Annotated in this window: 20 protein-coding genes and 1 pseudogene; 9 read left to right on the forward strand and 12 right to left on the reverse strand. The window is 73.2% G+C overall.

Annotation, left to right across the window (positions count from 1 at the left end; genetic code table 11):
• Nucleotides 1–160: 160 nt before the first annotated feature.
• From pucD to ACFYXV_RS09250, 3 genes are read right to left on the reverse strand one after another with little or no spacing between them, the layout of a single operon-like run.
• The gene (gene pucD, locus ACFYXV_RS09240; protein WP_383347935.1) at nt 161–2566 is read right to left on the reverse strand and encodes a xanthine dehydrogenase subunit D; all 2406 of its coding nucleotides are present in this window, start codon (nt 2564–2566) and stop codon (nt 161–163) included.
• Between the two features lie 2 nt (nt 2567–2568).
• Nucleotides 2569–3177, reverse strand: coding sequence for a (2Fe-2S)-binding protein (locus ACFYXV_RS09245; RefSeq protein WP_389382448.1), 609 nt, complete (start codon nt 3175–3177; stop codon nt 2569–2571).
• Between the two features lie 2 nt (nt 3178–3179).
• The gene (locus tag ACFYXV_RS09250; RefSeq protein WP_030155403.1) at nt 3180–4076 is read right to left on the reverse strand and encodes a xanthine dehydrogenase family protein subunit M; all 897 of its coding nucleotides are present in this window, start codon (nt 4074–4076) and stop codon (nt 3180–3182) included.
• 254 nt (nt 4077–4330) lie between these two features.
• Between ACFYXV_RS09250 and ACFYXV_RS09255 the strand changes: the two genes are divergently transcribed.
• On the forward strand, nt 4331–6010 hold the full coding sequence (locus ACFYXV_RS09255; RefSeq protein ID WP_383347943.1) for a PucR family transcriptional regulator: 1680 nt from the start codon (nt 4331–4333) through the stop codon (nt 6008–6010).
• 176 nt (nt 6011–6186) lie between these two features.
• Nucleotides 6187–6975, forward strand: a complete 789-nt coding sequence (locus tag ACFYXV_RS09260) for a hypothetical protein (protein WP_048478297.1) — start codon at nt 6187–6189, stop codon at nt 6973–6975.
• A gap of 10 nt (nt 6976–6985) precedes the next feature.
• Here ACFYXV_RS09260 and ACFYXV_RS09265 read toward each other — a convergent pair whose 3' ends face one another.
• Entirely contained in the window at nt 6986–7705 is a 720-nt protein-coding gene (locus ACFYXV_RS09265; RefSeq protein WP_385467058.1) for a GntR family transcriptional regulator, read from the reverse strand.
• 99 nt (nt 7706–7804) lie between these two features.
• On the opposite strand from ACFYXV_RS09265, the gene ACFYXV_RS09270 reads away from it, so the two are divergent.
• Nucleotides 7805–8656: a (2Fe-2S)-binding protein gene (locus ACFYXV_RS09270; protein WP_385466909.1), complete on the forward strand. Its 852-nt coding sequence runs from the start codon at nt 7805–7807 to the stop codon at nt 8654–8656.
• A 204-nt stretch (nt 8657–8860) separates the two neighbouring features.
• On the forward strand, nt 8861–9922 hold the full coding sequence (locus ACFYXV_RS09275; RefSeq protein ID WP_385466907.1) for a DUF2637 domain-containing protein: 1062 nt from the start codon (nt 8861–8863) through the stop codon (nt 9920–9922).
• 37 nt (nt 9923–9959) lie between these two features.
• Here ACFYXV_RS09275 and ACFYXV_RS09280 read toward each other — a convergent pair whose 3' ends face one another.
• Nucleotides 9960–10343, reverse strand: coding sequence for an ATP-binding protein (locus ACFYXV_RS09280; RefSeq protein WP_385466904.1), 384 nt, complete (start codon nt 10341–10343; stop codon nt 9960–9962).
• A gap of 222 nt (nt 10344–10565) precedes the next feature.
• Nucleotides 10566–11102, reverse strand: a pseudogene (locus ACFYXV_RS09285) (thiamine pyrophosphate-dependent enzyme); the annotation flags it as partial.
• A 145-nt stretch (nt 11103–11247) separates the two neighbouring features.
• Between ACFYXV_RS09285 and ACFYXV_RS09290 the strand changes: the two are divergent.
• Nucleotides 11248–11463 (forward strand): hypothetical protein, encoded by a 216-nt coding sequence (locus tag ACFYXV_RS09290; protein ID WP_385466901.1) that lies wholly within the window; start codon nt 11248–11250, stop codon nt 11461–11463.
• Between the two features lie 81 nt (nt 11464–11544).
• Here ACFYXV_RS09290 and ACFYXV_RS09295 read toward each other — a convergent pair whose 3' ends face one another.
• Nucleotides 11545–13128, reverse strand: a complete 1584-nt coding sequence (locus tag ACFYXV_RS09295) for a protein phosphatase 2C domain-containing protein (RefSeq protein WP_389382449.1) — start codon at nt 13126–13128, stop codon at nt 11545–11547.
• 104 nt (nt 13129–13232) lie between these two features.
• Nucleotides 13233–17003 (reverse strand): S8 family serine peptidase, encoded by a 3771-nt coding sequence (locus ACFYXV_RS09300; RefSeq protein ID WP_389382450.1) that lies wholly within the window; start codon nt 17001–17003, stop codon nt 13233–13235.
• 199 nt (nt 17004–17202) lie between these two features.
• Between ACFYXV_RS09300 and ACFYXV_RS09305 the strand changes: the two genes are divergently transcribed.
• Nucleotides 17203–18180, forward strand: coding sequence for a helix-turn-helix domain-containing protein (locus tag ACFYXV_RS09305; protein ID WP_389382479.1), 978 nt, complete (start codon nt 17203–17205; stop codon nt 18178–18180).
• A gap of 75 nt (nt 18181–18255) precedes the next feature.
• Here ACFYXV_RS09305 and ACFYXV_RS09310 read toward each other — a convergent pair whose 3' ends face one another.
• Nucleotides 18256–19359 (reverse strand): right-handed parallel beta-helix repeat-containing protein, encoded by a 1104-nt coding sequence (locus ACFYXV_RS09310; protein ID WP_389382451.1) that lies wholly within the window; start codon nt 19357–19359, stop codon nt 18256–18258.
• 238 nt (nt 19360–19597) lie between these two features.
• On the opposite strand from ACFYXV_RS09310, the gene ACFYXV_RS09315 reads away from it, so the two are divergent.
• Together ACFYXV_RS09315 and ACFYXV_RS09320 are read left to right on the forward strand one after the other, a co-directional pair.
• Complete coding sequence (locus tag ACFYXV_RS09315) at nt 19598–20080, forward strand: DUF456 domain-containing protein (protein ID WP_385466889.1); 483 nt, start codon at nt 19598–19600, stop codon at nt 20078–20080.
• Nucleotides 20081–20212: 132 nt separating this feature from the next.
• A complete protein-coding gene (locus ACFYXV_RS09320) occupies nt 20213–20593 on the forward strand; it encodes a PPOX class F420-dependent oxidoreductase (protein WP_383347969.1) in 381 nt (126 codons plus the stop codon).
• Between the two features lie 96 nt (nt 20594–20689).
• Here the strand turns inward: ACFYXV_RS09320 and rsgA are convergent, their stop codons facing one another.
• Nucleotides 20690–21814 carry a ribosome small subunit-dependent GTPase A gene (gene rsgA / locus ACFYXV_RS09325; protein ID WP_389382452.1) on the reverse strand — a complete coding sequence of 375 codons (1125 nt, stop codon included), beginning with the start codon at nt 21812–21814 and terminating at the stop codon, nt 20690–20692.
• 364 nt (nt 21815–22178) lie between these two features.
• Between rsgA and ACFYXV_RS09330 the strand changes: the two genes are divergently transcribed.
• The gene (locus ACFYXV_RS09330; RefSeq protein ID WP_389382453.1) at nt 22179–22610 is read left to right on the forward strand and encodes a VOC family protein; all 432 of its coding nucleotides are present in this window, start codon (nt 22179–22181) and stop codon (nt 22608–22610) included.
• Here the strand turns inward: ACFYXV_RS09330 and ACFYXV_RS09335 are convergent.
• Entirely contained in the window at nt 22523–23290 is a 768-nt protein-coding gene (locus ACFYXV_RS09335; protein WP_389382454.1) for a helix-turn-helix domain-containing protein, read from the reverse strand. The genes ACFYXV_RS09330 and ACFYXV_RS09335 overlap by 88 nt on opposite strands.
• Nucleotides 23291–23377: 87 nt before the next feature.
• Nucleotides 23378–24511 (reverse strand): YihY/virulence factor BrkB family protein, encoded by a 1134-nt coding sequence (locus ACFYXV_RS09340; protein ID WP_383347984.1) that lies wholly within the window; start codon nt 24509–24511, stop codon nt 23378–23380.
• Between the last annotated feature and the right edge of the window lie 9 nt (nt 24512–24520).

Here is a 24520-nt window from a genome sequence, read left to right on the forward strand (position 1 = left end):
CGGTGGGACGACCGCGAGCGGTGCGGTTTTCGTACTCCGGACTTCTGGCTCCGGGCGGTGGGACAGGAAGTGTGACGTTCCCGGTGTCACACCGCCCGGAGAGTCTGTGGGGGTCCGGGGGCCTGGCGGCGGGGCCGCGCGGCCCCCGGACCATGCCGTCCTAGAGGGTGCCGGTGAGGGCTTCCGGACGGATCGGCGTCTTGTTGATCTCCAGACCGGTCGCCGCCCGGATCGCCGCGATGACGGCCGGGGTGGACGACAGGGTGGGGGCCTCGCCCATACCGCGAAGGCCGTACGGCGCGTTCGGGTCGGCGAGCTCCAGGACGTCGACCGGGATGGTCGGGGTGTCGAGGATGGTCGGGATCAGGTAGTCCGTGAAGGAGGGGTTGCGCACCTTCGCGGTCTTCGGGTCCACGATGATCTCCTCCATGATCGCGACGCCCAGGCCCTGGGTGGTGCCACCCTGGATCTGGCCGACCACGGAGAGCATGTTCAGGGCCTTGCCGACGTCCTGCGCGGTCGCCAGCTCGACGACCTTGACCAGGCCGAGCTCGGTGTCCACCTCGACCACCGCGCGGTGCGCGGCGAAGGTGTACTGGACGTGGCCGTCGCCCTGGCCGGTCTTCAGGTCGAAGGCGACGGTCGGCCGGTGCCGGAACTCCAGCTCCAGGTCGATCGCGTCCTCGCCCTCCAGGATGTCGGCGATGTCCGCGAGGACCTCGCCGCCGTCGGTGACGATCTTGCCGCCTTCGAGGAGCAGCTCGGCGGTCGCCCAGGCCGGGTGGTAGGACCCGTTCTTGCGGCGGCCGATCTCCAGGAGCGCCTCGCGGACGGCCTCGCAGGTGTTCTTCACGGCGCCACCGGTCATGTACGTCTGCCGCGAGGCGGACGTGGAACCGGCGGAGCCGACCTGCGTGTCGGCCGGGTGGATGGTGACCTGCGTGACGCCCAGCTCCGTACGGGCGATCTGCGCGTGGACGGTCACACCGCCCTGGCCCACCTCCGCCATGGCCGTGTGGACCATCGCGACGGGCTCGCCGTTGATGACCTCCAGGCGCACGCGGGCGGTGGAGTAGTCGTCGAAGCCCTCGGAGAAGCCGACGTTCTTGATGCCGACCGCGTAGCCGACGCCTCGCACGACGCCCTCGCCGTGGGTGGTGTTGGACAGACCGCCCGGCAGGGCGCGGACGTCCGCGCCCTCGCCGGCGCTCTCCCACTGGCGCTCCGGCGGCAGCGGGCGGGCCTTGACCCGGCGCAGCAGCTCGGCGACGGGCGCCGGGGAGTCCACGACCTGGCCGGTGGGCATGATCGTGCCCATCTCCATGGCGTTCAGCTGGCGGAACTCGACCGGGTCCATGCCCAGCTTCGCGGCGAGCTTGTCCATCTGGGCCTCGTACGCGAAGCAGGCCTGGACGGCGCCGAAGCCGCGCATCGCGCCGCAGGGCGGGTTGTTCGTGTAGAGCGCGATCGCCTCGATGTCCACGTCCTCCAGGACGTACGGACCGACCGACAGCGAGGAGGCGTTGCCCACGACCGCCGGGGAGGCCGACGCGTAGGCGCCGCCGTCCAGGACGATCTTGCACTTCATGTGCGTGAGCTTGCCGTCCTTGGTGGCGCCGTGCTCGTAGTAGAGCTTCGCCGGGTGGCGGTGCACGTGGCCGAAGAAGGACTCGAACCGGTTGTAGACGATCTTGACCGGCTTGTTCGTGGCCAGGGCCAGCAGGCAGGCGTGGATCTGCATCGAGATGTCCTCGCGGCCGCCGAAGGCACCGCCGACGCCCGAGAGCGTCATGCGGACCTTCTCCTCGGGGAGACCGAGGACGGGGGCGATCTGCTTGAGGTCCGAGTGCAGCCACTGGGTGGCGACGTAGAGGTCGACGCCGCCGTCCTCGGAGGGCACGGCGAGGCCGGACTCCGGGCCGAGGAAGGCCTGGTCCTGCATGCCGAAGGTGTACTCGCCCTCGACGATGACGTCGGCGCGCTTGCGGGCCTCCTCCACGTTGCCGCGGATGATCGGCTGGCGGTGCACGACGTTCGGGTGCGGGACGTGACCGGAGTGGTGGTCGTCGCGGCCCGGGTGGATCAGCGGCGCGTCCGCGGCGAGGGCCGAGGCCTCGTCCGTGACGAGCGGCAGCTCGCGGTAGTCGATCTTGATCTTGGCGGCCGCGCGGCGGGCGGTCTCCGGGTGGTCGGCGGCCACGAGGGCGACCGGCTCACCGTGGTGGCGCACCCGGCCGTTGGCGAGGACCGGGGTGTCCTGGATCTCCAGGCCGTAGTTCTTCATCTCGGCCGGCAGGTCGTCGTACGTGAGCACCGAGTAGACGCCCGGCATCGCGAGGGCCTCGGAGATGTCGATCGAGGCGATCTCGGCGTGGGCGACCGTGCTGCGCAGGGTCTGGCCCCACAGCATGTCCTCGTGCCACATGTCCGAGGAGTACGCGAACTCTCCGGTGACCTTGAGGGTGCCGTCCGGGCGGAGCGTGGACTCGCCGATGCCGCCCTTGTTGTGCTTCTGGGTGACGTTGGTCGGCGTGCCGGCCGGTACCGTGCGGGTGTTCTGAGCCATGGTCAGACCGCCTCTCCCTGACGTGCGGCCGCCAGGCGGACCGCGTCGAGGATCTTCTCGTAGCCCGTGCAGCGGCAGAGGTTGCCGGACAGGGCCTCACGGATGTCCTGGTCGGACGGGGAGCTGTTCTGTTCGAGCAGCGCGTCGGCCTGCACCAGCAGACCGGGGGTGCAGAAGCCGCACTGCACGGCGCCGGCGTCGATGAACGCCTGCTGGATGTTGGAGAGCGGGGCGCCCTCGCCGGTCTGCGAGTCGGCCGGCTTGGCCTGCCACTGCTTGGCCGCGTCCAGGGTGACGCCGCCCTTGGAGCCGCAGCCGCCGCCGGTGCCGCAGGCACCGCCGTGGCCGTGCTCCTCGCGCTGCTTGGCGAACTCCGCCAGACCCTCGACGGTCACCACGTCGCGACCCTCGACCTGGCCGGCTGCCACCAGACAGGAACAGACCGGCACGCCGTCGAGACGGACGGTGCAGGAACCGCACTCGCCCTGCTCACAGGCGTTCTTCGAACCCGGCAGGCCCAGGCGCTCGCGGAGCACGTACAGGAGGGACTCGCCCTCCCAGACGTCGTCCGCTTCCTGCTGACGGCCGTTGACGGTGAAATTGACGCGCATGATTACGCAGCCCCTTCGAGCGAGCGGCCGTGGCCGGTTCCGCGGTACTGCTCCCAGGTCCAGACGAGCTGGCGGCGAGCCATGATGCCTACCGCGTGACGGCGGTACTTCGCCGTGCCGCGGACGTCGTCGATCGGGTTGGCCGCGCCGGTGGCGAGGTCACCGAACTGCTTGGCGATCGACGGGGTGATGACCTTGCCGGACTCCCAGAAACCGCCCTCTTCGAGCGCGGCGTTCAGGAACTCCTCGGCGGCCTTCGCACGGATCGGGGTCGGCGCGGCCGATCCGATGCCGGTACGGACCGTACGGGTCTCGGGGTGCAGCGCAAGGCCGAACGCGCAGACGGCGATGACCATCGCGTTGCGGGAGCCGACCTTGGAGTACTGCTGGGGACCGTCCGCCTTCTTCACGTGGACGGTCTTGATGAGCTCGTCGGCGGCGAGCGCGTTGCGCTTCACGCCGGTGTAGAACTCGTCGATCGGGATCAGGCGGGAGCCGCGTACGGACTCCACCTCGACCTCGGCGCCCGCCGCGAGCAGCGCGGGGTGGGAGTCGCCGGCCGGCGAGGCGCAACCGAGGTTGCCGCCGACGCCGCCGCGGTTGCGGATCTGCGGGGACGCGACCGTGTGCGAGGCGAGCGCGAGACCCGGGAGCTCCGTGCGCAGGTTCTCCATGATCTGCGTGTACGGAACGGAGGCGCCCAGCCGGACCACGTCCTCGCCGACCTCCCACTCCCGCAGCAGACCGATGCGGTTCAGGTCCAGGAGGTACTCCGGCCGACGGTGGTCGAAGTTGATCTCGACCATGATGTCGGTGCCACCCGCAATCGGCACAGCTGTGGGGTACTCGGCCTTAGCGGCGAGTGCCTCCTCCCAGCTGGCGGGGCGAAGGAAGTCCATGTGCGGCTCTCTTCTTCTTCATCGTGTCGTTCACTTCAAGCCAGGAGGCCCTCGGGCCCTCGACTGGTCGTTCACGTGCTGTTAACGCGGTGTGGAGTCAGTACACAAGCCGTGCGTCCTTCGGGTGCAGTCACCGAAACCATGAAGGAGTTGGCTGGCGGCCTCCCTCGTCTTGTAGATTCGTATGAAAGGCAGGATGCAACGACCTGCCCGATTTCCAACGGCAACATTCGAGACAGATCGGCGGCGACACCATGCGGCTGCGCGCACTGCTGGAAACCGAGGCGCTGGGGCTGCGGCTGCTGGGCGGCGAGGACGAACTCGACCGGACGGTCCGCGGCGTCATGACGACCGACCTACGGGATCCCAGCCGGTACCTCACCGGGGGCGAACTCGTCCTCACCGGCCTGGCGTGGCGAAGAAATTCGGCCGACTCCGAGCCGTTCGTACGAATCCTCGCGAGCGCGGGCGTCGCGGGCCTCGCGGCCGGCGAGGCGGAGCTCGGGGACATCCCCGACGATCTCGTTTCAGCCTGTCGGCGCAACCGGCTGCCGCTGTTCGCCGTGAACGAAGACATTGCATTCGCCACGATCACGGAGTACGTGGTGCGGCAGGTCTCCGGTGAGCGCGCGGGCGACCTCGCGGCGGTCGTGGACCGCCACCGCCGCCTGATGACCTCCGGTCCCGCGGGCGGTGGACCCGATGTGGTGCTCGATCTGCTCACCACCGACCTCGATCTGCGCGCCTGGGTGCTGTCCCCCACAGGCCGGCAGATCGCCGGCGCGGGCGAACCCCTGACGCCGGGCGTCTGCGCGGCCCTCGCCGGAGAGCACCTGGCGGCGGTCCGCACCGGGCGCAGGGGCCCGCACCGGATCTCCATCCAGGGTATTACGTACTCCCTCTTCCCGATCAGGGGAGCGGGCCGGGGCCCGGGCGGCCCCGGGGCCCGTGACGTGCGCGAAAGCGTGCTCTCGGACTGGCTGCTGGCCGTCGAGGCGGACGCCGGGGACTGGCCCGCCGAACGGCTCGACCTGCTCCAGGGCGTGACCCAGCTGATCGCCGTCGAGCGCGACCGGCGCGACGCGGCCCGGACGGTGCGCCGCCGGCTCGCCCAGGAGGTGCTGGAGCTGGTCCAGACGGGCGCCGCGCCCGCCGAGATCGCCGCCCGCCTGCGGGTCGCGGCCCCGGTGCTGCTGCCCGGGCTGGGCACCGCCCCCCACTGGCAGGTCGTCGTGGCGCGGGTCGACTGGGACGGCGGGGACATCCCCGGCGGCCCGGTGGCCCAGTCGCTGCTGGAGGAGATCCTCGTCGACCCGTCCGTCTCGGGTCCCGAGCCCTCGGACCGGATCGCCGTGGCCCACGCCGGGGACGAGGCCATCGCCCTCGTACCGCTGCCCGCGCTCCCCGCGGAGCCCGGCGAGGAGAAGGGGCCGGACCGCGCCCTGCACGCCGACGAGCTGCTCTCCGCCGTACGGGAACCCCTGCAGGCCGGCCTCGCCGACGACGGCCGGCTCACCCTGGGCGTCAGCGCGGCCGTGCACTCCGCCGAGGGGCTGCGCGGGGCGCTGGAGGAGGCCCGGCACGCCCGCCGGGTCGCCGCGGCGCGCCCGGGCCGGGTCTGCGCGGCCGGCCACCACGAGCTGGCCTCGCACGTGCTGCTGCTGCCGTTCGTCCCGGACGACGTGCGCCGCGCCTTCACGGCGCGCCTGCTGGACCCGCTGCGGGACTACGACCGCCGCCACCGCGCGGAGCTCATCCCGACGCTGGAGGCGTTCCTGGACTGCGACGGCTCGTGGACGCGCTGCGCGACGCGGCTGCACCTGCACGTCAACACGCTGCGGTACCGGGTCGGGCGAATCGAGCAGTTGACGGGGCGTGACCTCTCGCGGCTGGAGGACAAGCTCGACTTCTTCCTCGCACTGCGGATGAGCTGAGCGGATCCGGCCGGGGGCGTCGCCCGCGCGGCCGGGAGGCGGCGCGGGGCCCCTGACACGTCGTCCGGACTTTGTGAAAGAGTTCACCCGACCCCTTGGCCGAAGGCTCCGATCCGTGCTCTCATTTCGCCCCAGGGCTCAACGACGTGCTGCTTGGTTGCTTTGGGGAGGGCAATGTGGCGGATACCGCCATGTCCGGTGCCGGATCTACCGGGGGAGACGATCCCCTCCAGCGGGCGATATGGCGGCTGCGCTCGCGCGGCTGTTGGAGCGACGCGGCGGCCCTGCTGACGCCCCACCTGCACGACGCCGGCGCGGCCGTGCAGCGGACCGCCCTGCTGGTCGAGCGGTGCCTGTTCACCGGGCAGGGCTGGGCCGAGGCGGAGGACGCCCTGCGGGTCGCGGAGGCGGTGGCCCACGACGACGACGAACGGGGCGCCGCGGCGTGCGAGCGCGGGCAGCTGGCGTACGCGGCGACCGTGCTCGGGGTCCGCGACCGCTCGGACGAGGCCCGCTCGGCTCTGGGCCGGGCGGCGGCGCTGCTCTCCCCCGGGTCCCGGACCCGTCCGCTGCTGGACTTCCGGCGGGGGCTGGTCGCGGAGCACCTCGCGGACGCCCCGCAGTCGGCCCGTCCGGCGTACCGCCGGGCCCATGCCGGGGCGCTGGCGCACGGGGACACGCTGCTGCTGTCCTTCACCTGGCGCCACCTGGCGGCGCTGTCGCTGCGGGACGGGGAGGTGGCGGAGGCCCGCAAGGGCTTCGCGGAGTCCCTGCGGATCCGGGAGGACCTGGGCTTCCTGATCGGTACGGCCCCCGCGCTGGCGGCCCTGGCCGAAGCCGAGCCGGAACCGGAAGCGGCCCGCCTGCGCGCGGAGGCCCGCCGCCTCTTCCACCTCCTGGGCGGCATCCCGACCTGGCTGGCGGACCAGCTCCACCCGGACAGGCCCAGCCCGGCGGGGGTGTGAGGGGCGGGGCTCAGACCATGCCGAAGTGCCTGCGGAGCACCTGCTCCACCAGCGGGAGGTCACCCTCGATCAGGGCCTCCAGCAGAGCCGTGTGCTCCGCCGCGTCCGCCACGAGCTCCGGCCGCCGGGCCCGCGCAACCCCCGGGAGCGGCCACTGGGACCGCCGGTGGAGGTCCTGCGCCACGGAGACCAGCTGTGCGTTCCCGCCCAGCGACAGCACCTCCCGGTGGAAGGCCCGGTCCGCGTCCGCGTACCCCGCCGGGTCACCCGCCCCGGCGGCCTCGGCGGCCGCGGCCGCCGCCGGCCGCAGGGCCGCCCAGGCCTCCGCCGGGACCGCACGGGCCAGCCGCAGCACCACCGGCACCTCCAGCAGTGCCCGTACCTCCGCCAGCTCGGCCATCGCCCGCGGCGTGCGCGACAGCACGCGGAAGCCCCGGTTCGGGAGGCATTCCACCGCGCCCTCCAGCGCCAGCTGCTGCATCGCCTCGCGCACGGGCGTCGCGGAGACGCCGAAGCGCTCCCCCAGGGCGGGCCCGGAGTAGATCTCCCCCGGCGCCAGCTCCCCGTCGAAGAGGGCCGCGCGCAGCGCGTCGAGCACCTGCCCGCGCACCGAGTGCCGCAGCACCTTCTGCACCTTCTGCGCCGGAATCAGCGCCTCCACCCCGACGTGGGCCGCTTCGCGCACTCGGTCCTCCCCGGGGTCTCGACCTGACACGTGCCTCCCGAGAATAGGCGAATCGGTCCGGCAGGTGCTGGTACGGTCGCCCTAGATCAGCTAAGGTAAGCCTTACCTCCCTTGCTTTCGACCGTGTGAATCGGTGGTCCCGCCATGCCCGACAGCTCCGTCGTCGCCCTGCCCCCGGCCGGCTCTCCGGTGGCGGACGCGTACGCACGCCTGTCGAAGGCCTACGACCGCCTCCAGGTCGTCGAACGCGCGGCGCACGAGCCCGCCCCTCGCGGTGTGGGGTGGATCGGCGCGGAAGCGCTCGCGGCCGGCGGGGCCGAGGCCGACGGCTACCTCGCCTGGGACGACGCCCAGGTCCTGCGGGACTACGGCCGCCAGGCCCGGCCCGACGTGGTGGCCACCTTCGGGCTGCACCGGTACGCCTGGCCCGCCTGCCTGCTGATCACGGCCCCCTGGTTCCTCGACCGCCGGGTGCCCCGCCTTTCGGCGCGGGACGTCGCGTTCCACCGGACCCAGGGGCGCATGAGCGTGCGCGTCGAATCGTTCTCCTGCCTGCCGGACGATCCGGCGGCCGCTCTCCCCGGGGCCCGTGTCGTGCCCGACGAGGAGGCGCTGCGCGCCGAGGTGCGGGCTGCGGTGGCCCACCACCTCGAACCGCTGCTGGACGGCTTCGGCCCGCGCATGCGGCGCGGCCGCCGCGCCCTGTGGGGCATGGTGACCGACGAGATCGTCTCGGGCGTCTGGCACCTGGGCAAGCTCGTCGGCGAGGAGCACCGGGCCATGGCCGAGCTGGAGGCGCTGCTGCCCGGCCGGACGGCCCCGTACACCGCCGGCGCGGCGTTCCGTACGCTCTCCGGCCCGCGCGGCGAACAGCTGGCGACCCGGGACCGGGCCAGCTGCTGCCTCTTCTACACGATCCGGCCCGAGGACACCTGCACCACCTGTCCCCGCACCTGCGACGCGGAACGCATCGTCCGCCTCACGGCTGCCGCCTGACCTCCGAACCCACTCGTACGACTGACCGGAATCGAACTCGACTCCGGTCGTACGAGCGGCAGTTCGAACCACAACGCCCTATCCGGCGGGCCCCACCCCCCGATGGCGTCCACTTGCCCCGAAACCCGCATGCCGGGCCGATCTCCTGCGTCACCATGGCTCCCGAAAGGCCGCACACGCGAGGCAGAGGCAAGGGACATCCGCATGAGACTGACCGACATATCGCTGGACTGGCTGCTGCCCGGCAGCCTGCTGATCCTGGGCGTACTTGCGGCAGTTGCGGTACTGGCCCGGGGCAAGCGGGAAGGCGAGAAGGCCGCGGCCGAAGACACCTGGGAGCGCAGCGAAGAACGGCGGCGGCGCAAGGAAGCCGTCTACGGAACCGCCTCCTACGTCCTGCTGTTCTGCTGCGCGGCGGTCGCCGCGGCGCTCTCGTTCCACGGACTGGTCGGCTTCGGGCGGCAGAACCTGAACCTCTCCGGGGGCTGGGAGTACCTGGTGCCCTTCGGCCTCGACGGCGCCGCCATGTTCTGCTCGGTGCTCGCCGTGCGCGAGGCGAGCCACGGCGACGCGGCCCTCGGCTCCCGCATGCTGGTCTGGCTGTTCGCGGGCGCGGCCGCCTGGTTCAACTGGGTGCACGCGCCGCGGGGCATCGGGCACGACGGCGCTCCGCAGTTCTTCTCCGGCATGTCGCTCTCGGCGGCCGTCCTCTTCGACCGCGCCCTCAAGCAGACCCGCCGGGCCGCGCTGCGCGAGCAGGGCCTGATCCCGAGGCCGTTGCCGCAGATCCGGATGGTCCGCTGGCTGCGGGCCCCCCGGGAGACCTTCGGCGCCTGGTCGCTGATGCTGCTGGAGGGGGTCCGCACCCTCGACGAGGCCGTCGACGAGGTGCGCGAGGACAAGCGCGAGCGGGAGCAGGACCGCCACCGGCGGCGCGATCAGAACCGGCTGGACCGGGCCCGCATCAAGGCCCTGGGCCGGCAGAACCGGGCGTTCGGGCGCTCCCGCGCCCGCCAGGTCGACGTACCGGGGCTGGCCCCCGGGTCGGGCTCCGCGCCGGTCGGCGCGGAGCCGGCCATACCGGAAACGGGACAGCTGCCCGCCCCGCGCCGCCGGCCCTCCCTGCAGGCCGTACACGGACCCGAGATCGCTGAGGTGACCGGCACCCGGACGGTGGACCTGACCGCCGAGGACGACACCCAGACCATCCCCCGCCTCGACTCGCTCGAACGCAAACTCAAGGATCTGGAGCAGCAGTTCGGCTGACGACCGCAGACCGGAACGACCCCGCGGGGCCCGCCGTTCAGGCGGGCCCCGCGTCGTACGCGCCGGGGTGGGCCCGGCCGCCGAGGGCGCCGTCCAACTCGAACCACACCACTTTGCCACCCGCCTGGACGGGCCCGTCCACGCCCCAGGCGTCGGCGAGGGCCTGCACCAGCATCAGGCCCCGGCCGTGCGTACCGTCGTCGGCGGTCGGTACGTACGGCCGGGGCCGGCGCGAGGCGTAGTCCCTGACCTCCACCCTCAGCCGGTCCGCGGCGAGCCTCGCGGACACCTCGGCGCCCTGGTCGGTGTGGACGAGGGCGTTGGTGACGAGCTCGGTGATCAGCAGCTCGGCCACCTCGGCGGTATCGGCCGGACACCGGTGGCGCATCAACTCCCTTAATGCCCTGCGCACTTCGCTCACCGCTTTGTGATCCGCCCGGCGTACGCTCCGGGTGATCTCCAGCGCGTCCACCGCTCTCCCGTCCTCGACGGACGGTTCACGCGGTTCGGGCCGCCCTCTCCCCCACTGCTTCCCGGTCTTCGCCCCCACCCGCACGGCGATGTCCTCCCCCGCAAGTTCCCGTGATCTCGAACTGGTCTCCGGGGATGCATGCCCGCCGGGGCAATCCGCACTCCTGCGGGCTTACGACGGCGGCACGTCGGGCAGTTGGGATCGAGCCATCCGGATCACCCTTCCCGCGCCACCGTCGGGCGCGATCTTGTCGGCGGAAAGTGCGAAACCGGTCATCATCTCGGCACTGGTCTTGGGGGGAATCGACAGGGCGTCGGGATCGGTCACCACGCCCGCCGAGGCGGGTCTCCCGTGCCGGAAGGCGTCCTCCAAAGCCCCCGCGAGCTGCCCGGCCTCTTCCCCCGGCCCCTCGAACGCGCCCGCCGCGCGGGCGATCGCCGCGAAATCGGGGGTGCGGTCGGTCGTTCCGTACGAAGAGAGGCCGGAAACCGGCATCTCCAACTCGGCCATTCCCGGGGATGAGTTGTCGAAGAGGACCACTTTGACGGGCAGGTCGTACTGCACCAGGGTGAGGGAATCTCCCATCAGCATGGAGAAACCGCCGTCGCCGGACATCGACACCACTTGACGGCCCCGGTCGGTGAACCCGATGACGCGCCGCCCGCCGTTCGGGGAACGATAGCGCGCCGCCCGCACGTGGGACACGCCTCCAGGGCGTCGGCGCGCCCCTTCGGCAGCCGGCCCGGCCACCGACCGACCTCACCCGAATGGAGTAACCCGACGCGCCACCCGTTCGGGTGAAGATCATGCTGGTCAGTGGCCCAACCAAGCCAATCCTCGGAAGGGGACCCACATGCGCATTCGACGAGTTCTCGTCGCCGTCATCGCGACGGCATCGTTCGCCGGGCTCGGCCTCGCAGGTGCCGCCACCGCCACGGCCGCCACCCACAACGCCACCGCCATCGCCCATACCGAAAGCCTCACCCCTGGTGAATGCACGGACGCCGGCGGAAAGGTCGTCGGGATGACGTGCGTGGGCGGTTCGAAGGACGGGCAGATGGTCGACTGACCCCACTGAACCCCATGGGGCGCCCCGCAGCCACGCGCTGCGGGGCCGCTCCCGCGCGGGCACGCCACGGCGGCAGCGCGGTCACGCCTCCCAGACGGCGGCTGCTGTCCGGTCGTCGGCGTAGCCCTTGAGGCGGAGCTGGGTGTCCGCGAGGAAAGCCGCCAGGCCGGGGGGTTCGGGGTCGGCCCAGCGGGCCGCGAGTTCGGCCGGCAGGAGACCCTCCTCGCGCATGGGGTCGGCGAGGCCGCCGGAGCACAGGAGCAGGGTGTCGCGGGGCCGGGCCACGGCGGCGCGGAACCGGAAACCGTCGGCGGCGCCCCCGGCCGGTTCCGGCTCCAGGTCCTGCCACGTTCCCTCCCGCAGCCGGAACAGGCCGCCGGCACCCGCGCCGAAGCAGACGCGGGTCTTGCACTCGGGGTCGATGGGAAGCAGCAGGACGCGCAGGCCGGCGGTGTACGCCTCCTCCGGGAGCCCGAGCTCGGCGGCGTGGGCGCGCAGGCGGCCGTAGCCGCGGTCGGTGAGCCGCTGGAGCCCGGAGCGCAGGGCGTCGCGCCGGCCGGCGCGGATGTCGTCGGCGAGGCGCTCGCGGCTGCGGCCGACGGCGGAGGCGATCCACCGGCACAGCTCGGCCGCGGCCTCGGCGGCGCCGGAGGCGGAACGGTCGCCTCCGGCGAGGGCGGCGAGGACGAGGGCGTCGTCGCCGGTGCCGAAGCGGGCGGTCAGCAGGAAGTCCCGCCGGGCCTCGCCGCGGAACCGGGCGGAGTCCCCGCGCACGGAGGTGGCGCGCAGGGTGTACGCCCCGTGCCGGGCCCCTTCGAGCACGGTGTCGGGCACGAGCTCGTCCAGCGCCCCGGGATCGGCGACGGGCAGGGCCCCCGGTTCGGCGGCATACGTGGGCGCCCGGTCCCCGAGGAATCCCACGACCGGCCGCTCTCCGCCCGCGCCCCCGCCCCCGGCACCGGCACCGGCACCGGCACCAACCCTGACGCCGGCCTCGGACCACGGCTCACCGGCAACGGGATCCCCGGCAAGCGGCTGGACCCCGACGTGGACGGTCGTACCGGCCCCGGGCGGGGCCACGGCAGGCAGGGTGCCGGGGGCTTCCCACGGAGCCGGCGGCTCCGCTTCAGGGATCGGATCGCGTTCGGCGTGGGTTCCCGGGCCCGCCCCGGCGGCCTCGGCCGCAGCTGCGGCGTCGGGGCGTGTGGTGGCGGGGCGTGCGATGTCGGGGCGTGTGGTGTCGGGGGCCGGGCCGGTGTCCCCGTCCGGGGCCCGGTCGGGTGGGGCGCCCCAGTGCCGGGCCGGCGGTTCGGACGGTGCCTCCGGGAGCGCCGGCGGCACCGTCACGCTGCCCAGGCCGTACCCCGTCGTCCCCGGTCCCCGGGGGTCCCGGGGCGGGGGCGCGGGCTCCGGCGCCGGATCGGCCCCCCGGCGCGGCCGGGGCAGCACGGAGTGCGGGGGCGCCGCCGCAGGCGGCACCGGCGGAACGGCACCCGGCTCCGGCGGCCCCTGGGGCGGGACCCGGTGCGTGAGGGACGACGCCGAGTGGAAGCGGGATTCCAGGGTGTCGGCCGGGTCCGGGGTGGGGGCCGGGTCCGGATCCGGGTCCGGGTCCGTGGTTCCGTACAGCTTCTGCCACCAGTCGTCCGCGCCCTGCTGACTCATGGGCTCATTCTTGGCCCCCGACAGCGGCAGAAAACGCCGAATACGCGAAAAGGGGTCCACCGGGCCGCCGCCCGGTGGACCCCTTTTCGTATCTCTCGTACGACCTAGCGGATGTCGTACGCCCGCACGACCGTCTGGGTAACGGCCGCCCCGTTCGCGTCGGTGAGCTCCACCTTCAGCGAAACCTGCCGGCCCGCCTCGGCCCCGGCGTGGTCGACGACCGCCGACCACCGGCCGTTCTTCTCGGTGACGGCCGCCTGCGTCCAGTGCTCACCGTCGTACGAGTACGCCAGCCTCGCCGACTTCAGCGCCCCCGGCGCGTATCCGGCGTGCCCCGTGGCCCCGAGCCCGATGCTCTGCCCGTTCGCCGCCGGCAGCGTCTTCATGCCGTCCGCCGGGATCGCGATCGAGGGGAACAGGATCGGGAGGGGCTGGGAGAACTGCGCCGGGTCCTGCTTCGACCGGAAGGTCCACGTCGTCGACACCGCCTGCGAACGCTGCCACGTGCGCGCAGGCTGGCCGAACTTCTCGATCTGCTGCGTCAGTTCGTACGTGGCTTCCTCCGCCGGGACCTCGAAGACCCCGGACGGGTACCAGCTGTCGCCGATCTGCTCGCCGTCCCGCTTCAGGACCAGCCCGCCGGCGTCCCCGAAGGAGCCCGGCTGCGCGTAGTGCCCGGTGTCCCCCCACATCGCGGAGGCGAAGCCGATCAGGTTGCCCTGCCGCTCGGCCGCAAGCTGCGGCGTGCCCGCGAGGTCGCGCCCGGCGACGGGCCCGATCACCCCGTCGTACCAGCTCTCGCCGCGCTCGGAGCCCTTGGCGTACGTGCGCTGCCGGTCGGTCATGAACTCGCCCCAGGGGAAGCTGCTGGAGACCATGTGGTCCCAGGCGGTGTCCCCGGCGGAGTAGAACTCGGTGCGCTTGCCGGGGACGGGGACGGTGTCCATGCCGCCGAAGTACACGGCGTTGCCGAGGGGCCGGTAGGCGCCGGTCAGGTCGATGAAGTCGGCGGCCACGCCCATCGAGTGGTAGGTCGACTCCACCGTGCCGAGGTCGCGGTCGCGCAGCCGGTAGCTCCGCTCCCGCCGCACCTCGCCCTTCTCCACCTGTGCCAGGTTGTAGACGTACGGGCTCTTCGCGCTGCCCTTCCAGCTCAGCGTGACCTTGCCCGCGGCGAGGCGCGCGAGCAGGGCCCGCGCCTCGCCCCGCTCGATGGTCAGGGCCGGGAGCGAGCCGCCCGCGTAGCCGGTGAAGCCGGTGAAGCGGCCGGGGGCTTCGCGGTGGGCGAGGACGGCCTTGGCGCCGGCCGCCCTGGCGCGGTCCGCGACCTCGTACAGCGAGCCGTCCACCGTCTTGACCAGGACGATCGCGCCCTTCACACCCGCGGTCGCGAGCTCCTCGGGCGTACCTGCGCCCGCGTCGACCAGCGGCGCGGCGCCCGTACCGTCGAGGTTGTCGCTGCCCGTCGAGGCGGTGATCGGGTGCAGCGCCGGGCCGCCCGCGACCTTCAGCTCGGAGATCAGCGGAGCGGCCGCCCGCCAGTAGCTGCCGAACTCGAACTCGCCCTCGTGCGCCCGGCCTTCCACCGAGGCGTAGTACCCGCGGATCGTCCGGCCTCCCATCGCCGTGCCCGCGTGCAGCCAGGACCGGTCCCAGTACCGGGAGAAGGCGAGGGTGGTGCTGCGGGCCTCGGTGGGCCGGTCGGTCGCGATCGAGAGCCGGGCCGCCTTGCGGGCGTCCAGCACGACCACGGTGTCCTTCTTGACCTCCGTCTGGGGGCGGCCCAGGTAGGTGAGGGAGTCGTACAGGGCGGCCCCGTCACCGGCGTCGGGGGTGCCGACGAAGGCGGAGAGGAAGTACGAGCCCGGGCGCACCCGGTAGACCTGGTCCGCGGCTCCGTCGTTGAAGCGGCGCTCCCCGCTGGCGTCGTCCGTGCCGATGACGTCGAGGGAGGAGGGTCCGGCGGCCGGCTTGCCCGCACGGTCGATCAGCTTCACCCGCAGGGTGACGGTCTCCGGCTCCACGTACAGCGAGAAGGGCGTGGAGAGGTGCACTCCGTCCGCCGTGGCGACGACGCGCCCGGTGACGTCCCCGTACTGGGAGCGTTCCAGCCGGGCGGCCGGGTCGAGGGCGAGGGGCACCTTGACGGTGGCGCCGGCCGGGACGGTCACCGTACGGCGGTCCAGGCCCGCGATCCTGCTGCGGACGGCCGAACCGTCGTTGCCGGTGACCTTCTCGACGGCGAGGTTCAGGGTGACGGGCCGGGTGCCCGTGTTGGTGTACGGGATGTCGGCGCTGGTCCGGTCGCTGCGGTCCTGCGGCCAGCCGTACGAACCGCCCTGCACGGCCGGGGCGCTCGTCACGGTGGCGTCGACGGCCGCCTTGACGTCGAGGCGGCCGCCGCCGGTCTGGCGTACGTCCCCGGGGACAGCGGAGTTCGCGGACCCGACGAGGGCGGCCTTGACCTGCTGGGCGGTCCAGTCGGGGTGGCGCTGCCTGACGATGGCGGCGGCGCCCGCGACGTGCGGGGTGGCCATCGAGGTGCCGGACATGGACTGGTACGCGTACACCCCGCGCCCGCCCATGGCCGCGGCGGAGATCCCGACGCCGGGGGCGGCGATCTCGGGCTTGAGGGTGTGCTGGAGCCCGGCGGGACCGCGGCTGGAGAAGGAGGCCGTGGTGTCGTCGCGGTCGACGGCCCCGACGGTGAGCACGCTGGGCGCGCAACCGGGCGAGGAGACCGTGTTGTTGCCGGGGCCGGAGTTCCCGGCGGCGATGACGAAGAGGGTGGAGCCGCTCTGCGCGAGCCGCTCGGCGGCGGCCGACATGGGGTCGTCGCAGGTGGTCCGCGAGGGGTCGCCGAGGCTCATGGAGACCACGTCGGCCTTGCTCTCGACGGCCCATTCCATACCGGCGATGATCCACGAATCGAGGCCGTGGCCCTGGTCGTTGAGGACCTTGCCGCTGAGCAGTTCGGTGCCCGGCGCGACGCCCTTCCTGGCGCCGCCGCTCGCGGCTCCGGAGCCGCCGACGGTGGAGATGGTGTGGGTGCCGTGGCCCTGGCGGTCCGCGTCGGTGTCGGAGTCGGTGAAGTTCTTCGACACGGAGACGCGGCCCTTGAGGTCCGGGTGCTCCAGGTCGGTGCCGGTGTCGAGGACGGCGACCTTGGTGCCCTTGCCGTCGTAGCCGGCCGCCCAGGCGGCGGTCGCGTTCACCTGCTTCGTCGAACGCTCCAGGTTCGCCTGGACCTTGCCGTCCAGCCAGAGCTTCTTCAGCCCGCCGGCCGCGCGGGAGCGGGTGTCGGTGACGTCGGCCCAGAAGGAGGCGGCCTGCTGCTTGTCGGCGGCGAGGGCGACGGCCCCGATGGAGCCGAGCACGAGGGAGCGCTCGGCGCCGCGCGGGGCGGGCGGCGCGCTGCGCGCCAGGTCCGGGGAGCCGTCGTAGACCGCGATGAGCGGGAGCTTCTTGGTGCGGGCGTCGTCGTAGCCCTGCCGGATCAGGCCGGTGACGTTGAAGAGCTCCTGGTCGACCTTGCCGGCGACGAGGGCCTTGACCGCGCTCTCGGGGTAGACGTAGAGGTCCTTGCCGTTCTGGCGGGTCTGCACGAGCGGCTGCGAGCCGTCCTCGCGCGGCATGGCGGTGGCGGCGGTCCGCCCGGCCGGGTCGGTGGAGACCAGGATCCGGTCGCCGGTGACCAGGGTCACGGTGACCGGGGCCGTGGGCTGCTTTCCGGCCGCTTCGCTCCCCGCGATCGGTCTCTTCCCGGCTCCTCCGGGCGCTCCGTCGATCGGCTGTGCAGCCGACTGGCCGATGGCGGTGACGGCCAGGACGGCCGCGGCGGCCGTTCCCACCGCCGTACGCGATATCGGGCGCATCGCTCTCCCCAGGTGAATTCCGGCAAACTGCTGCATTGCACGGCAAAGCTGCCCGCAAGTGGTGTCTGACCGGCGGATGTTGGTGCTGCGGTGGCGTCACCCTGGCAGAGAGGCGGGAGGTGCGGCGATGATGTCGGAGGCGGGTTTGCGCCGTGGCCGCTTCCCGCCACGAACGGTGTGGAGAGGGTGGGTGGACCGCTTGCTGAATGCCATAGGCCTGGACGAGGGCCAGGAGTCGGCGTACCGCGTACTGGTGGCGCTGGGGGCGGCGGAGGTGCCCGACCTCGCGCACCGGCTGACGCTGCCGGTACCGCAGACCGAGCGGGCGCTGCGGCATCTGGAGCGGCACGGGCTGGCGGCGCAGTCCTCCACCCGGCCGGGGCGCTGGGTGGCGGCCCCGCCGGGGGTGGCGCTGGGTGCGCTGCTGACGCAGCAGCGGCACGAGCTGGAGCAGGCGGAGCTGGCGGCGGCGCTGCTGGCGCAGGAGTACCGGGCGGAGGCCTCCGAGCCGGCGGTGCACGACCTGGTGGAGGTGGTGACGGGCGCGAGCGCGGTGGCGCACCGCTTCCACCAGCTCCAGCTGGGCGCGGCGGAGGAGGTGTGCGCGCTGGTCAGCGGCCGGCCACAGGTGGTCACCGGGATGGAGAACGAGGCGGAGGAGCGCGCCGCCGTCCGGGGTGTGGCCTACCGGGTGGTGATCGAACGGGAGGTACTGGCACTGCCGACCGGGATCAGGGAGGCGTCGACCGCGCTCGCGCGGGGCGAGCAGGTCCGGGTGACGGGTGAGGTCCCGACCAAGCTGGTGATCGCGGACCGGTCCCTGGCGATGGTCCCGCTGACGGCGCGCGGGGCGGAGCCGGCGGCGCTGGTGGTGCACGCCTCGGGGCTGCTGGAGTCGCTGATGAGCCTCTTCGAGGCGGTGTGGCGGGAGGCGCTCCCGCTGCGGCTGGGGGTGACGGGCGCGGCGGAGGAGTCGGGGGGCGTGCCGGACACCACCGACCTGGAGATCCTGACGCTGCTGCTGGCCGGGATGACGGACGCGAGCGTGGCGAAGCACCTGGAGCTGGGGCTGCGGACGGTGCAGCGGCGGGTCAAGGGCCTGATGGAGCTGTCCGGGGTCACGACGCGGCTCCAGCTGGGCTGGCACGCGTACGAGAGGGGCTGGGTGGCCCGTTAGGGAGTCCCCCGGATCCCCGCCTCCCCCGTGGCGCCGCCGGGAGGCGGGGATCCGGAAGACGAGCCCAAGACGCCCCTAGGGCTCGGAGGTCACGGTCGCGGTGAACCCGCAGCACTTGTACGTGCGGGTCCGCTCGCCCGAGACCTTCGTGATCTTCACCTGCTTCAGCCGGGCGGTGGTGTCGGTCTCCGAGGCGATGACCGCGACGCCGCCCCCGCCGCCGCGGATCGTGTCCTTGACCGAGGTGAACGTGCCGTCCTGGAAGGCCAGTCCGAAGTACTCGTTGTCGACCAGGGTGTTGCTGCCGGTCTCCAGCGTGCCGAAGCCGTAGACGCCGAGCTGGTTGCCGACGAGGCGGTTGCGGGTGACCACGACGCCGGTGTTGGCCAGGATGCCGGCGTGCTGGATCTCGGTGAAGAAGTCGGGGCCGCAGTCCGGGTCCGGCTCACGGCAGGAGTTGTCGCTCACGATGTTCCGCTCGGCCCTGCCGGTCGCCTCGACGAACTCGATGCCGTCGGTGGAGAGGTGCTTCTGGCCGGTGACGACGTTGCGGAGCACCGTGGCCTCAGAGGCCCCGCCGAGCACGACGATGCCCGAGCCCTGGTAGTCCGTGATCTTCGAGTCCCGGATGTCCGCCGACCCCGCACCGGTCGGGAAGTCCCCGATGAGGACCGCGTTGGCGCTGCGGAAGCACGGGGCCGCCGGGGTGTCCTTGATGTGGGACACCTCCGCGCGGCTCAGGTCCAGGTGCGCTCCGCCCAGGACCCGGATGCCGGCTCCGAGCGCGCCCGCGGCGCAGGTACCGGCTCCCGGCCCGCTCACCGTGAGTCGGGAGATCTTCACGGACGCCGCGTTGTCGAGGGAGACGATCGAGTTCCGTCCGTCGGGGCCCTCCACCAGGTGCTCGGGGGCGAGGATCGTGCTCTTCCCGGCACCCGCCCCCGTGAGGGTGAGGTTCTTGTGGATCGTGACTTGCTCGCGGTAGACACCGGGGCGCAGGGCGATGCGCCCCCCGGGCTGCGCGGCGTCGACCGCGGACTGGACGGTCGGGTAGGCGGCCGAGGGGACGACCAGTTCGCGGGGCTGTGACGCGGCGGCCGAGGGCACGGACGAGCCGAGGGCCACCGAGGCGATCAGCACGCCGAAGGCCGCCGCGCACCGTGTGCGGAGGGGGTTCACTGGGTTTCCTCCCGGAGGAAGGGCCGGCCGCCCGTGGCCGCTCGGCACTGTGGAACGTGGGGCGGCGCGGCGGGAAGGGCCGGTTCGCACAGGCCACCCGAGCACAGGGCGGGTGCGATCGGGGCGGGCCGTGCCGCTGGGTGGGCCGTCCGGAGCATCGGGACCACACGGCGAGGCGGATCGGGCCGGACGTCCGTGCTGGGTGGCCCGACGGGCCGCTGTCGGTCAGGCTGAGCGCATGGATCTGCCTCAGCTGCTCCTGGTGGGGCTGGTGCTCCTGCTCGGGGTGCTCGGGGTGCTGGTCCCGGGCGTTCCGGGGACCTGGCTGGTCTGGGCGGGGGTCATGTGGTGGGCGCTGCACGAGCGGTCGGCGACGGCGTGGTCCCTGCTGGTCGCGACGACGGCGCTGCTGCTGGTGGTCCAGGTGGTCAAGTGGCAGCTGCCGCCGCGACGGCTGCGCGGGGTGGGGGTCACCCGCCGGATGGCGGCGTTCGCGGGCGCGGGCGCGCTGCTCGGCTTCGTGGTGATCCCGGTGCTGGGGGCGGTTCCGGGGTTCGTGGGCGGCATCTACCTGTGCGAGCGGCTGCGTCTGGGTACGCACGGCGAGGCCTGGGCTTCGGTGCGGGCGGTGATGCGGGCGGTGGGCACGAGCGTGCTGGTGGAACTGCTCGCGTGCCTGATGGTGGTGGGCGCCTGGCTCGGGGCGGTGGTGGCGGGCTGACGCGGGCAGCCGCGGCCGGAGCGGGCGGCCGGAGCGGGCAGCCGCGGCCGAGGCGGCTTAGGGCCATGGATCTACGTCTGCTCGGCCGCGGGCCCGATGCGGGGGGCGCGGGGCGCTGCGAGGCTGGGTTCCATGACGGAGTTCGAGGGTTTCAGCGAGGCACAGCTGGCGTATCTGCGGTCGCAGCGGCTGGGGCGGCTGGCGACGGTGGACGCGGCCGGGCAGCCGCAGGCCAACCCGGTGGGGTTCTTCCCGCAGGAGGACGGAACGGTCCTGGTGGGCGGCATGGCCATGGGGTCGACGAAGAAATGGCGCAACCTGGAGAAGAACCCGCGGCTCGCGCTCGTGGTGGACGATCTGGCGAGCACCCGCCCCTGGAAGGTCCGCGGCGTCGAGATCCGCGGCCGGGCCACCCTGGAGGTGGGCCCGCACGCGCTCGGTCCGCATTTCAGCCCGGAGGTGATCCGGATCCACCCGGACCGGGTGTTCGCGTGGGGCCTGGACGAGGCCTGACCCCAGAGGTGTCCGCAACCTCGCTCCGTCCTTCCGCGGGGCGGTCCCGGGCGCCTGCCCTCCTCGGGGGAGGGGGCAGGCGCCCTGGGGCGGGACTCAGTAGCGGCCGGTGCGCTTGGCCGTGTAATTGGCCCGGCCCTCAGCCGACTTGATGCGCCAGTCCCGGCGGATCTCGTTGCGGAGCCGGGCGTCCGTCTTGGCGACGATCCGCTGGTTCTCGCGGAGCAGCTTGCGGTAGCTCTCCAGGCGCCGCTCCGGCAGTTCGCCGTTGCCGACCGCCGCCAGTACCGCGCACCCCGGCTCGGCCTCGTGCACGCAGTCGTGGAAGCGGCAGTCGGCCGCGTACTCCTCGATCTCCGCGAAGACCTGGCCGACCCCGGTCCCGGCGTCCCACAGACCGACGCCCCGCAGTCCGGGCGTGTCGATGAGGACGCCCCCGCCGGGCAGGGCCAGCAGGTTGCGGGTGGTCGTCGTGTGCCGGCCCTTGCCGTCCGCGTCGCGGGTGGCCTGGACCGCCATGACGTCGGCGCCCAGCAGCGCGTTCGCCAGCGTGGACTTGCCCGCGCCCGAGATGCCGAGCAGCACGCTCGTACCGCCGGCGACGACCGCCGCCAGTACGTCCGTGCCCTCGCCGGTGTGCGAGGACACGGTGAGGACGTCGACGCCGGGCGCCGTGGTCTCCACGTCCTGGACCAGGTGCGCGAGCGTCACCGGGTCCGGTACGAGGTCGGCCTTGGTCAGGACGACCAGCGGCTGCGCCCCGGACTCCCAGGCGAGGGCCAGGAAGCGCTCGATGCGGCCGAGGTCCAGCTCGACGGCCAGGGAGACCGCGATGATCGCGTGGTCGACGTTGGCGGCGAGGATCTGTCCCTCGGACCGCTTCGAGGAGGTGGAGCGCACGAAGGCGGTCCGGCGCGGCAGGTACGTCTTGACGTACCGGGGGTTGCCGGTCGCCTCGACGACGGCCCAGTCACCGGTGCAGATGACGCGGAGCGGGTCGTGCGGGGTGACGAAGGCGGTGTCGGCGTGGACGAGGCCGTCCGCGGTCATGACGTCGCACTGGCCGCGGTCCACGCGCACCACGCGGCCGGGCACCAGGCCCTGCCCGGTGTACGGGGCGTACTCGGCCTCCCACGCCTCGTCCCAGCCGAAGGGGGCGAGGGCGGACGCGTCCGCGGAAGAGGCGGAGGAAGAAGACGGGTGGGAAGAAGAGAAAGACAAGGGAAACCCTTCACAGGGTGGCCCCGGCAGCGCGCGCTCAGCGGCGCGCGAAGAGGTGTGAGGTCAGCCGGAGACCACGGAAGTGACATTGATGGTCTTCTGGATGCGGGCAGCGCCCTGCGCGACGACAGTCATCAATGAACTCACCTCCGGGTCATGCGCGAACTGGTCCGTTCCGCGCTCATCGGCGGGAACAGGATCACCGTAGCAAGTGGCCTCCGGCGCACGCCAACTCTTTTTCCGGCTCCTTTTCCCGCTTCTTCTTCCGGCTTCTTCCTCCGGCTTCTTCTTCCGGCCACACGGGCGGGGGGGCGTGTCCGATTCGTTCAAGACCGGGGGCCCGGTCCGCTCCTAGCCTGGCCGCATGACTTCCCGAACGACTCCCCGACTCGACATGATCGGCCTCGTCGTCTCCGACATGGCCGCCTCGCTCGCCTTCTACCGCCGCCTGGGCCTGGACCTCCCGGCCGGTGCGGAGGAGCAGCCGCACGTGGAGGCCGTCCTCCCCGGCGGGCTCCGGATCGGTTTCGACACGCAGGACGTGGTCCGCTCCTTCGATCCGTCCTGGACCCCGCCCACCGGGGGCGGCAGGCGGGAGCTCGCATTCCTGTGCGGGTCCCCCGCCGAGGTGGACGCGGTGTACGCCGAGCTGACGGACGCCGGGTACGAGGGCCATCTGGAGCCCTGGGACGCCGTCTGGGGGCAGCGCTACGCCGCCGTGCTCGACCCGGACGGCTGCGCGGTGTCCCTGTTCGCGGCCTCTCGGGAGCCGGCCGCGGGGTCGGCCGGGGCGTAGGCCGCCGCGTAGGACCCCGGAGTGGTCCCGGCCAGTGCCCGGACCTCGCGGGCGAGGTGGGCCTGGTCGGCGTAGCCGGCCCGGTGGGCCACCTCGGCCTGCGGCAGCCCCCTCCTGGCCAGCTCCAGGGCCCGCTGGAGCCGCAGCACGCGCCCGAGCGTGCGGGGTCCGTAGCCGAAGGCGTCGAGGGAGCGCCGGTGGAGCTGGCGGGGCCCGAGGCCGACCACCGCCGCCACGGCGGCGACGGACTCCCCCGCGCGGAGCCCGGCGGCCACGCGCGAGGCCAGGGGGTCGGGGGGAGCGCTCCGCGCCGCGCGGCCGCGGGCCAGCCGCTCCAGCCCCGCGCCGGGGTCCTCGTACGCGTTCATCCGCTCGGCGAGGGCGCGCACCTCCCGCTCCGGCCAGAGGTCGGCGAGCTCGACCCGGCGGTCGCGCAGCTCGTACGCCGGTACGCCGAGCAGCGCGGGAGCCGTGCCGGGGGCGAACCTCAGCCCGGCGAAGAGCCCGCCCGGGACCTCCCCGGCGGGGTGCGGCCCGGTGTCGGGGCCGGCCACCAGCAGCCGCCCGCCCACCCACAGCAGGTCCATGCAGCCGTCGGGCAGCACGGGCCCGCCCGGGGCTCCGGTGCGCCGCCAGACGATCCCTCCGGGCACCAGCGGGGACGGCCTCTCCTCGTACACGGCCACCACGCTACGCCGCCGCCGGCGGGCCGCGGAGCCCGCCCGCGGAGCCCGCCTGCGGAGCCCGCCCGCAGGGCATGCCCGCCGTCAGTGCTTGCGCAGGCGGGCCGAGTAGTCCTCCGGCGGCAGGAACTTCGACCAGCGCTCCGGGAACTCGGAGGGCATCGCGCCGTCCCCTTCCTCGTCGTCCTCCGACTCGCCCTCGGCCAGGGCCCGCCAGGCGGCGGCGCGCGCGATCAGCTGGGCGGCCTCCGCCTCGCGGGCCCGCTCGTTGGCCTCGCGGGCCGCGGCGGTGGCCACGGACGGCCAGACGCGGTCGATGGCGGCGTTCACGGCCGCGCCGACGAGCACGGCGAAGGCCGACACCCCGATCCACAGCAGGACGGCCACGGGGGCGGCCAGCGAGCCGTAGATGGTCGGGCCCTCGACGGTGTTCGTGAGGTAGATCCGCAGCAGGAACGAGCCCAGCACCCACATGGCGAGCGCCACGAGCGCGCCCGGGACGTCCTCGATCCACGGGGACCGCACGGGTACGGACACGTGGTAGAGCGTGGTCAGGAAGGCGATGGACAGCAGGGTGACGATCGGCCAGTACAGGACGGCGATCACCTCGGTGCTCCAGGGCACCCAGCGGACGACCGCGTCGGGCCCGGCCACCATCAGGGGCAGTACGACGGCGCCGATCACCAGGGCGACGACGTACAGCAGGAAGGCGAGCAGCCGGGTCTTGACAATGCCGCGCTGGCCGTCGAGCCCGTACATCACGGTGATGGTGTCGATGAAGACGTTGACGGCGCGCGAGCCCGACCAGAGGGCGAAGGCGAAACCGAGGGAGATCAGGTCAGGGCGGCCGGCCTTGGTCACGTCGTCGAGCATCGGTTTCGCGATGTCGTTGACGCCCCGGTCGGAGAGGACCGTGCCGACCGCGTTGAGGATGTTCTCCTCGATGGAGGCCACGAAGGTGCCGCCCGTCCAGCCGTCGACGTAGCCGAGGAGGCCCAGCAGGCCCAGGAACAGCGGCGGCAGCGAGAGCAGCGTGAAGAACGCCGCCTCGGCCGCGAGGCCGAGGATCCTGTACTCGATGCACGAATTGACGGTGTCTTTCAGCAGCAGCCACGCCATCTTGCGCTTGGAGACGTTGCGGTAGAGGGCACGGGCCCGGTGGAGTCGCCCGGGGACCCGCCCGTGGACCCGCTCGGGTGTTTCTTTTGCTGGCTGCACGTCCTTACG

It is taken from the genome of Streptomyces sp. NPDC002181, assembly GCF_042890485.1.
Classification (GTDB): domain Bacteria; phylum Actinomycetota; class Actinomycetes; order Streptomycetales; family Streptomycetaceae; genus Streptomyces.

Excerpts from the sequence above, each read along its gene's own strand:
- ACFYXV_RS09290 (WP_385466901.1), top strand. The coding sequence starts at position 11,248 with ATGCGCATTCGACGAGTTCTCGTCGCCGTCATCGCGACGGCATCGTTC.
- ACFYXV_RS09315 (WP_385466889.1), top strand. The coding sequence starts at position 19,598 with ATGGATCTGCCTCAGCTGCTCCTGGTGGGGCTGGTGCTCCTGCTCGGG.
- ACFYXV_RS09270 (WP_385466909.1), top strand. The coding sequence starts at position 7,805 with ATGCCCGACAGCTCCGTCGTCGCCCTGCCCCCGGCCGGCTCTCCGGTG.
- ACFYXV_RS09300 (WP_389382450.1), bottom strand. The coding sequence starts at position 17,003 with ATGCGCCCGATATCGCGTACGGCGGTGGGAACGGCCGCCGCGGCCGTC.
- pucD (WP_383347935.1), bottom strand. The coding sequence starts at position 2,566 with ATGGCTCAGAACACCCGCACGGTACCGGCCGGCACGCCGACCAACGTC.
- ACFYXV_RS09330 (WP_389382453.1), top strand. The coding sequence starts at position 22,179 with ATGACTTCCCGAACGACTCCCCGACTCGACATGATCGGCCTCGTCGTC.
- ACFYXV_RS09245 (WP_389382448.1), bottom strand. The coding sequence starts at position 3,177 with ATGCGCGTCAATTTCACCGTCAACGGCCGTCAGCAGGAAGCGGACGAC.
- ACFYXV_RS09255 (WP_383347943.1), top strand. The coding sequence starts at position 4,331 with ATGCGGCTGCGCGCACTGCTGGAAACCGAGGCGCTGGGGCTGCGGCTG.
- ACFYXV_RS09250 (WP_030155403.1), bottom strand. The coding sequence starts at position 4,076 with ATGGACTTCCTTCGCCCCGCCAGCTGGGAGGAGGCACTCGCCGCTAAG.
- ACFYXV_RS09275 (WP_385466907.1), top strand. The coding sequence starts at position 8,861 with ATGAGACTGACCGACATATCGCTGGACTGGCTGCTGCCCGGCAGCCTG.
- ACFYXV_RS09320 (WP_383347969.1), top strand. The coding sequence starts at position 20,213 with ATGACGGAGTTCGAGGGTTTCAGCGAGGCACAGCTGGCGTATCTGCGG.
- ACFYXV_RS09295 (WP_389382449.1), bottom strand. The coding sequence starts at position 13,128 with ATGAGTCAGCAGGGCGCGGACGACTGGTGGCAGAAGCTGTACGGAACC.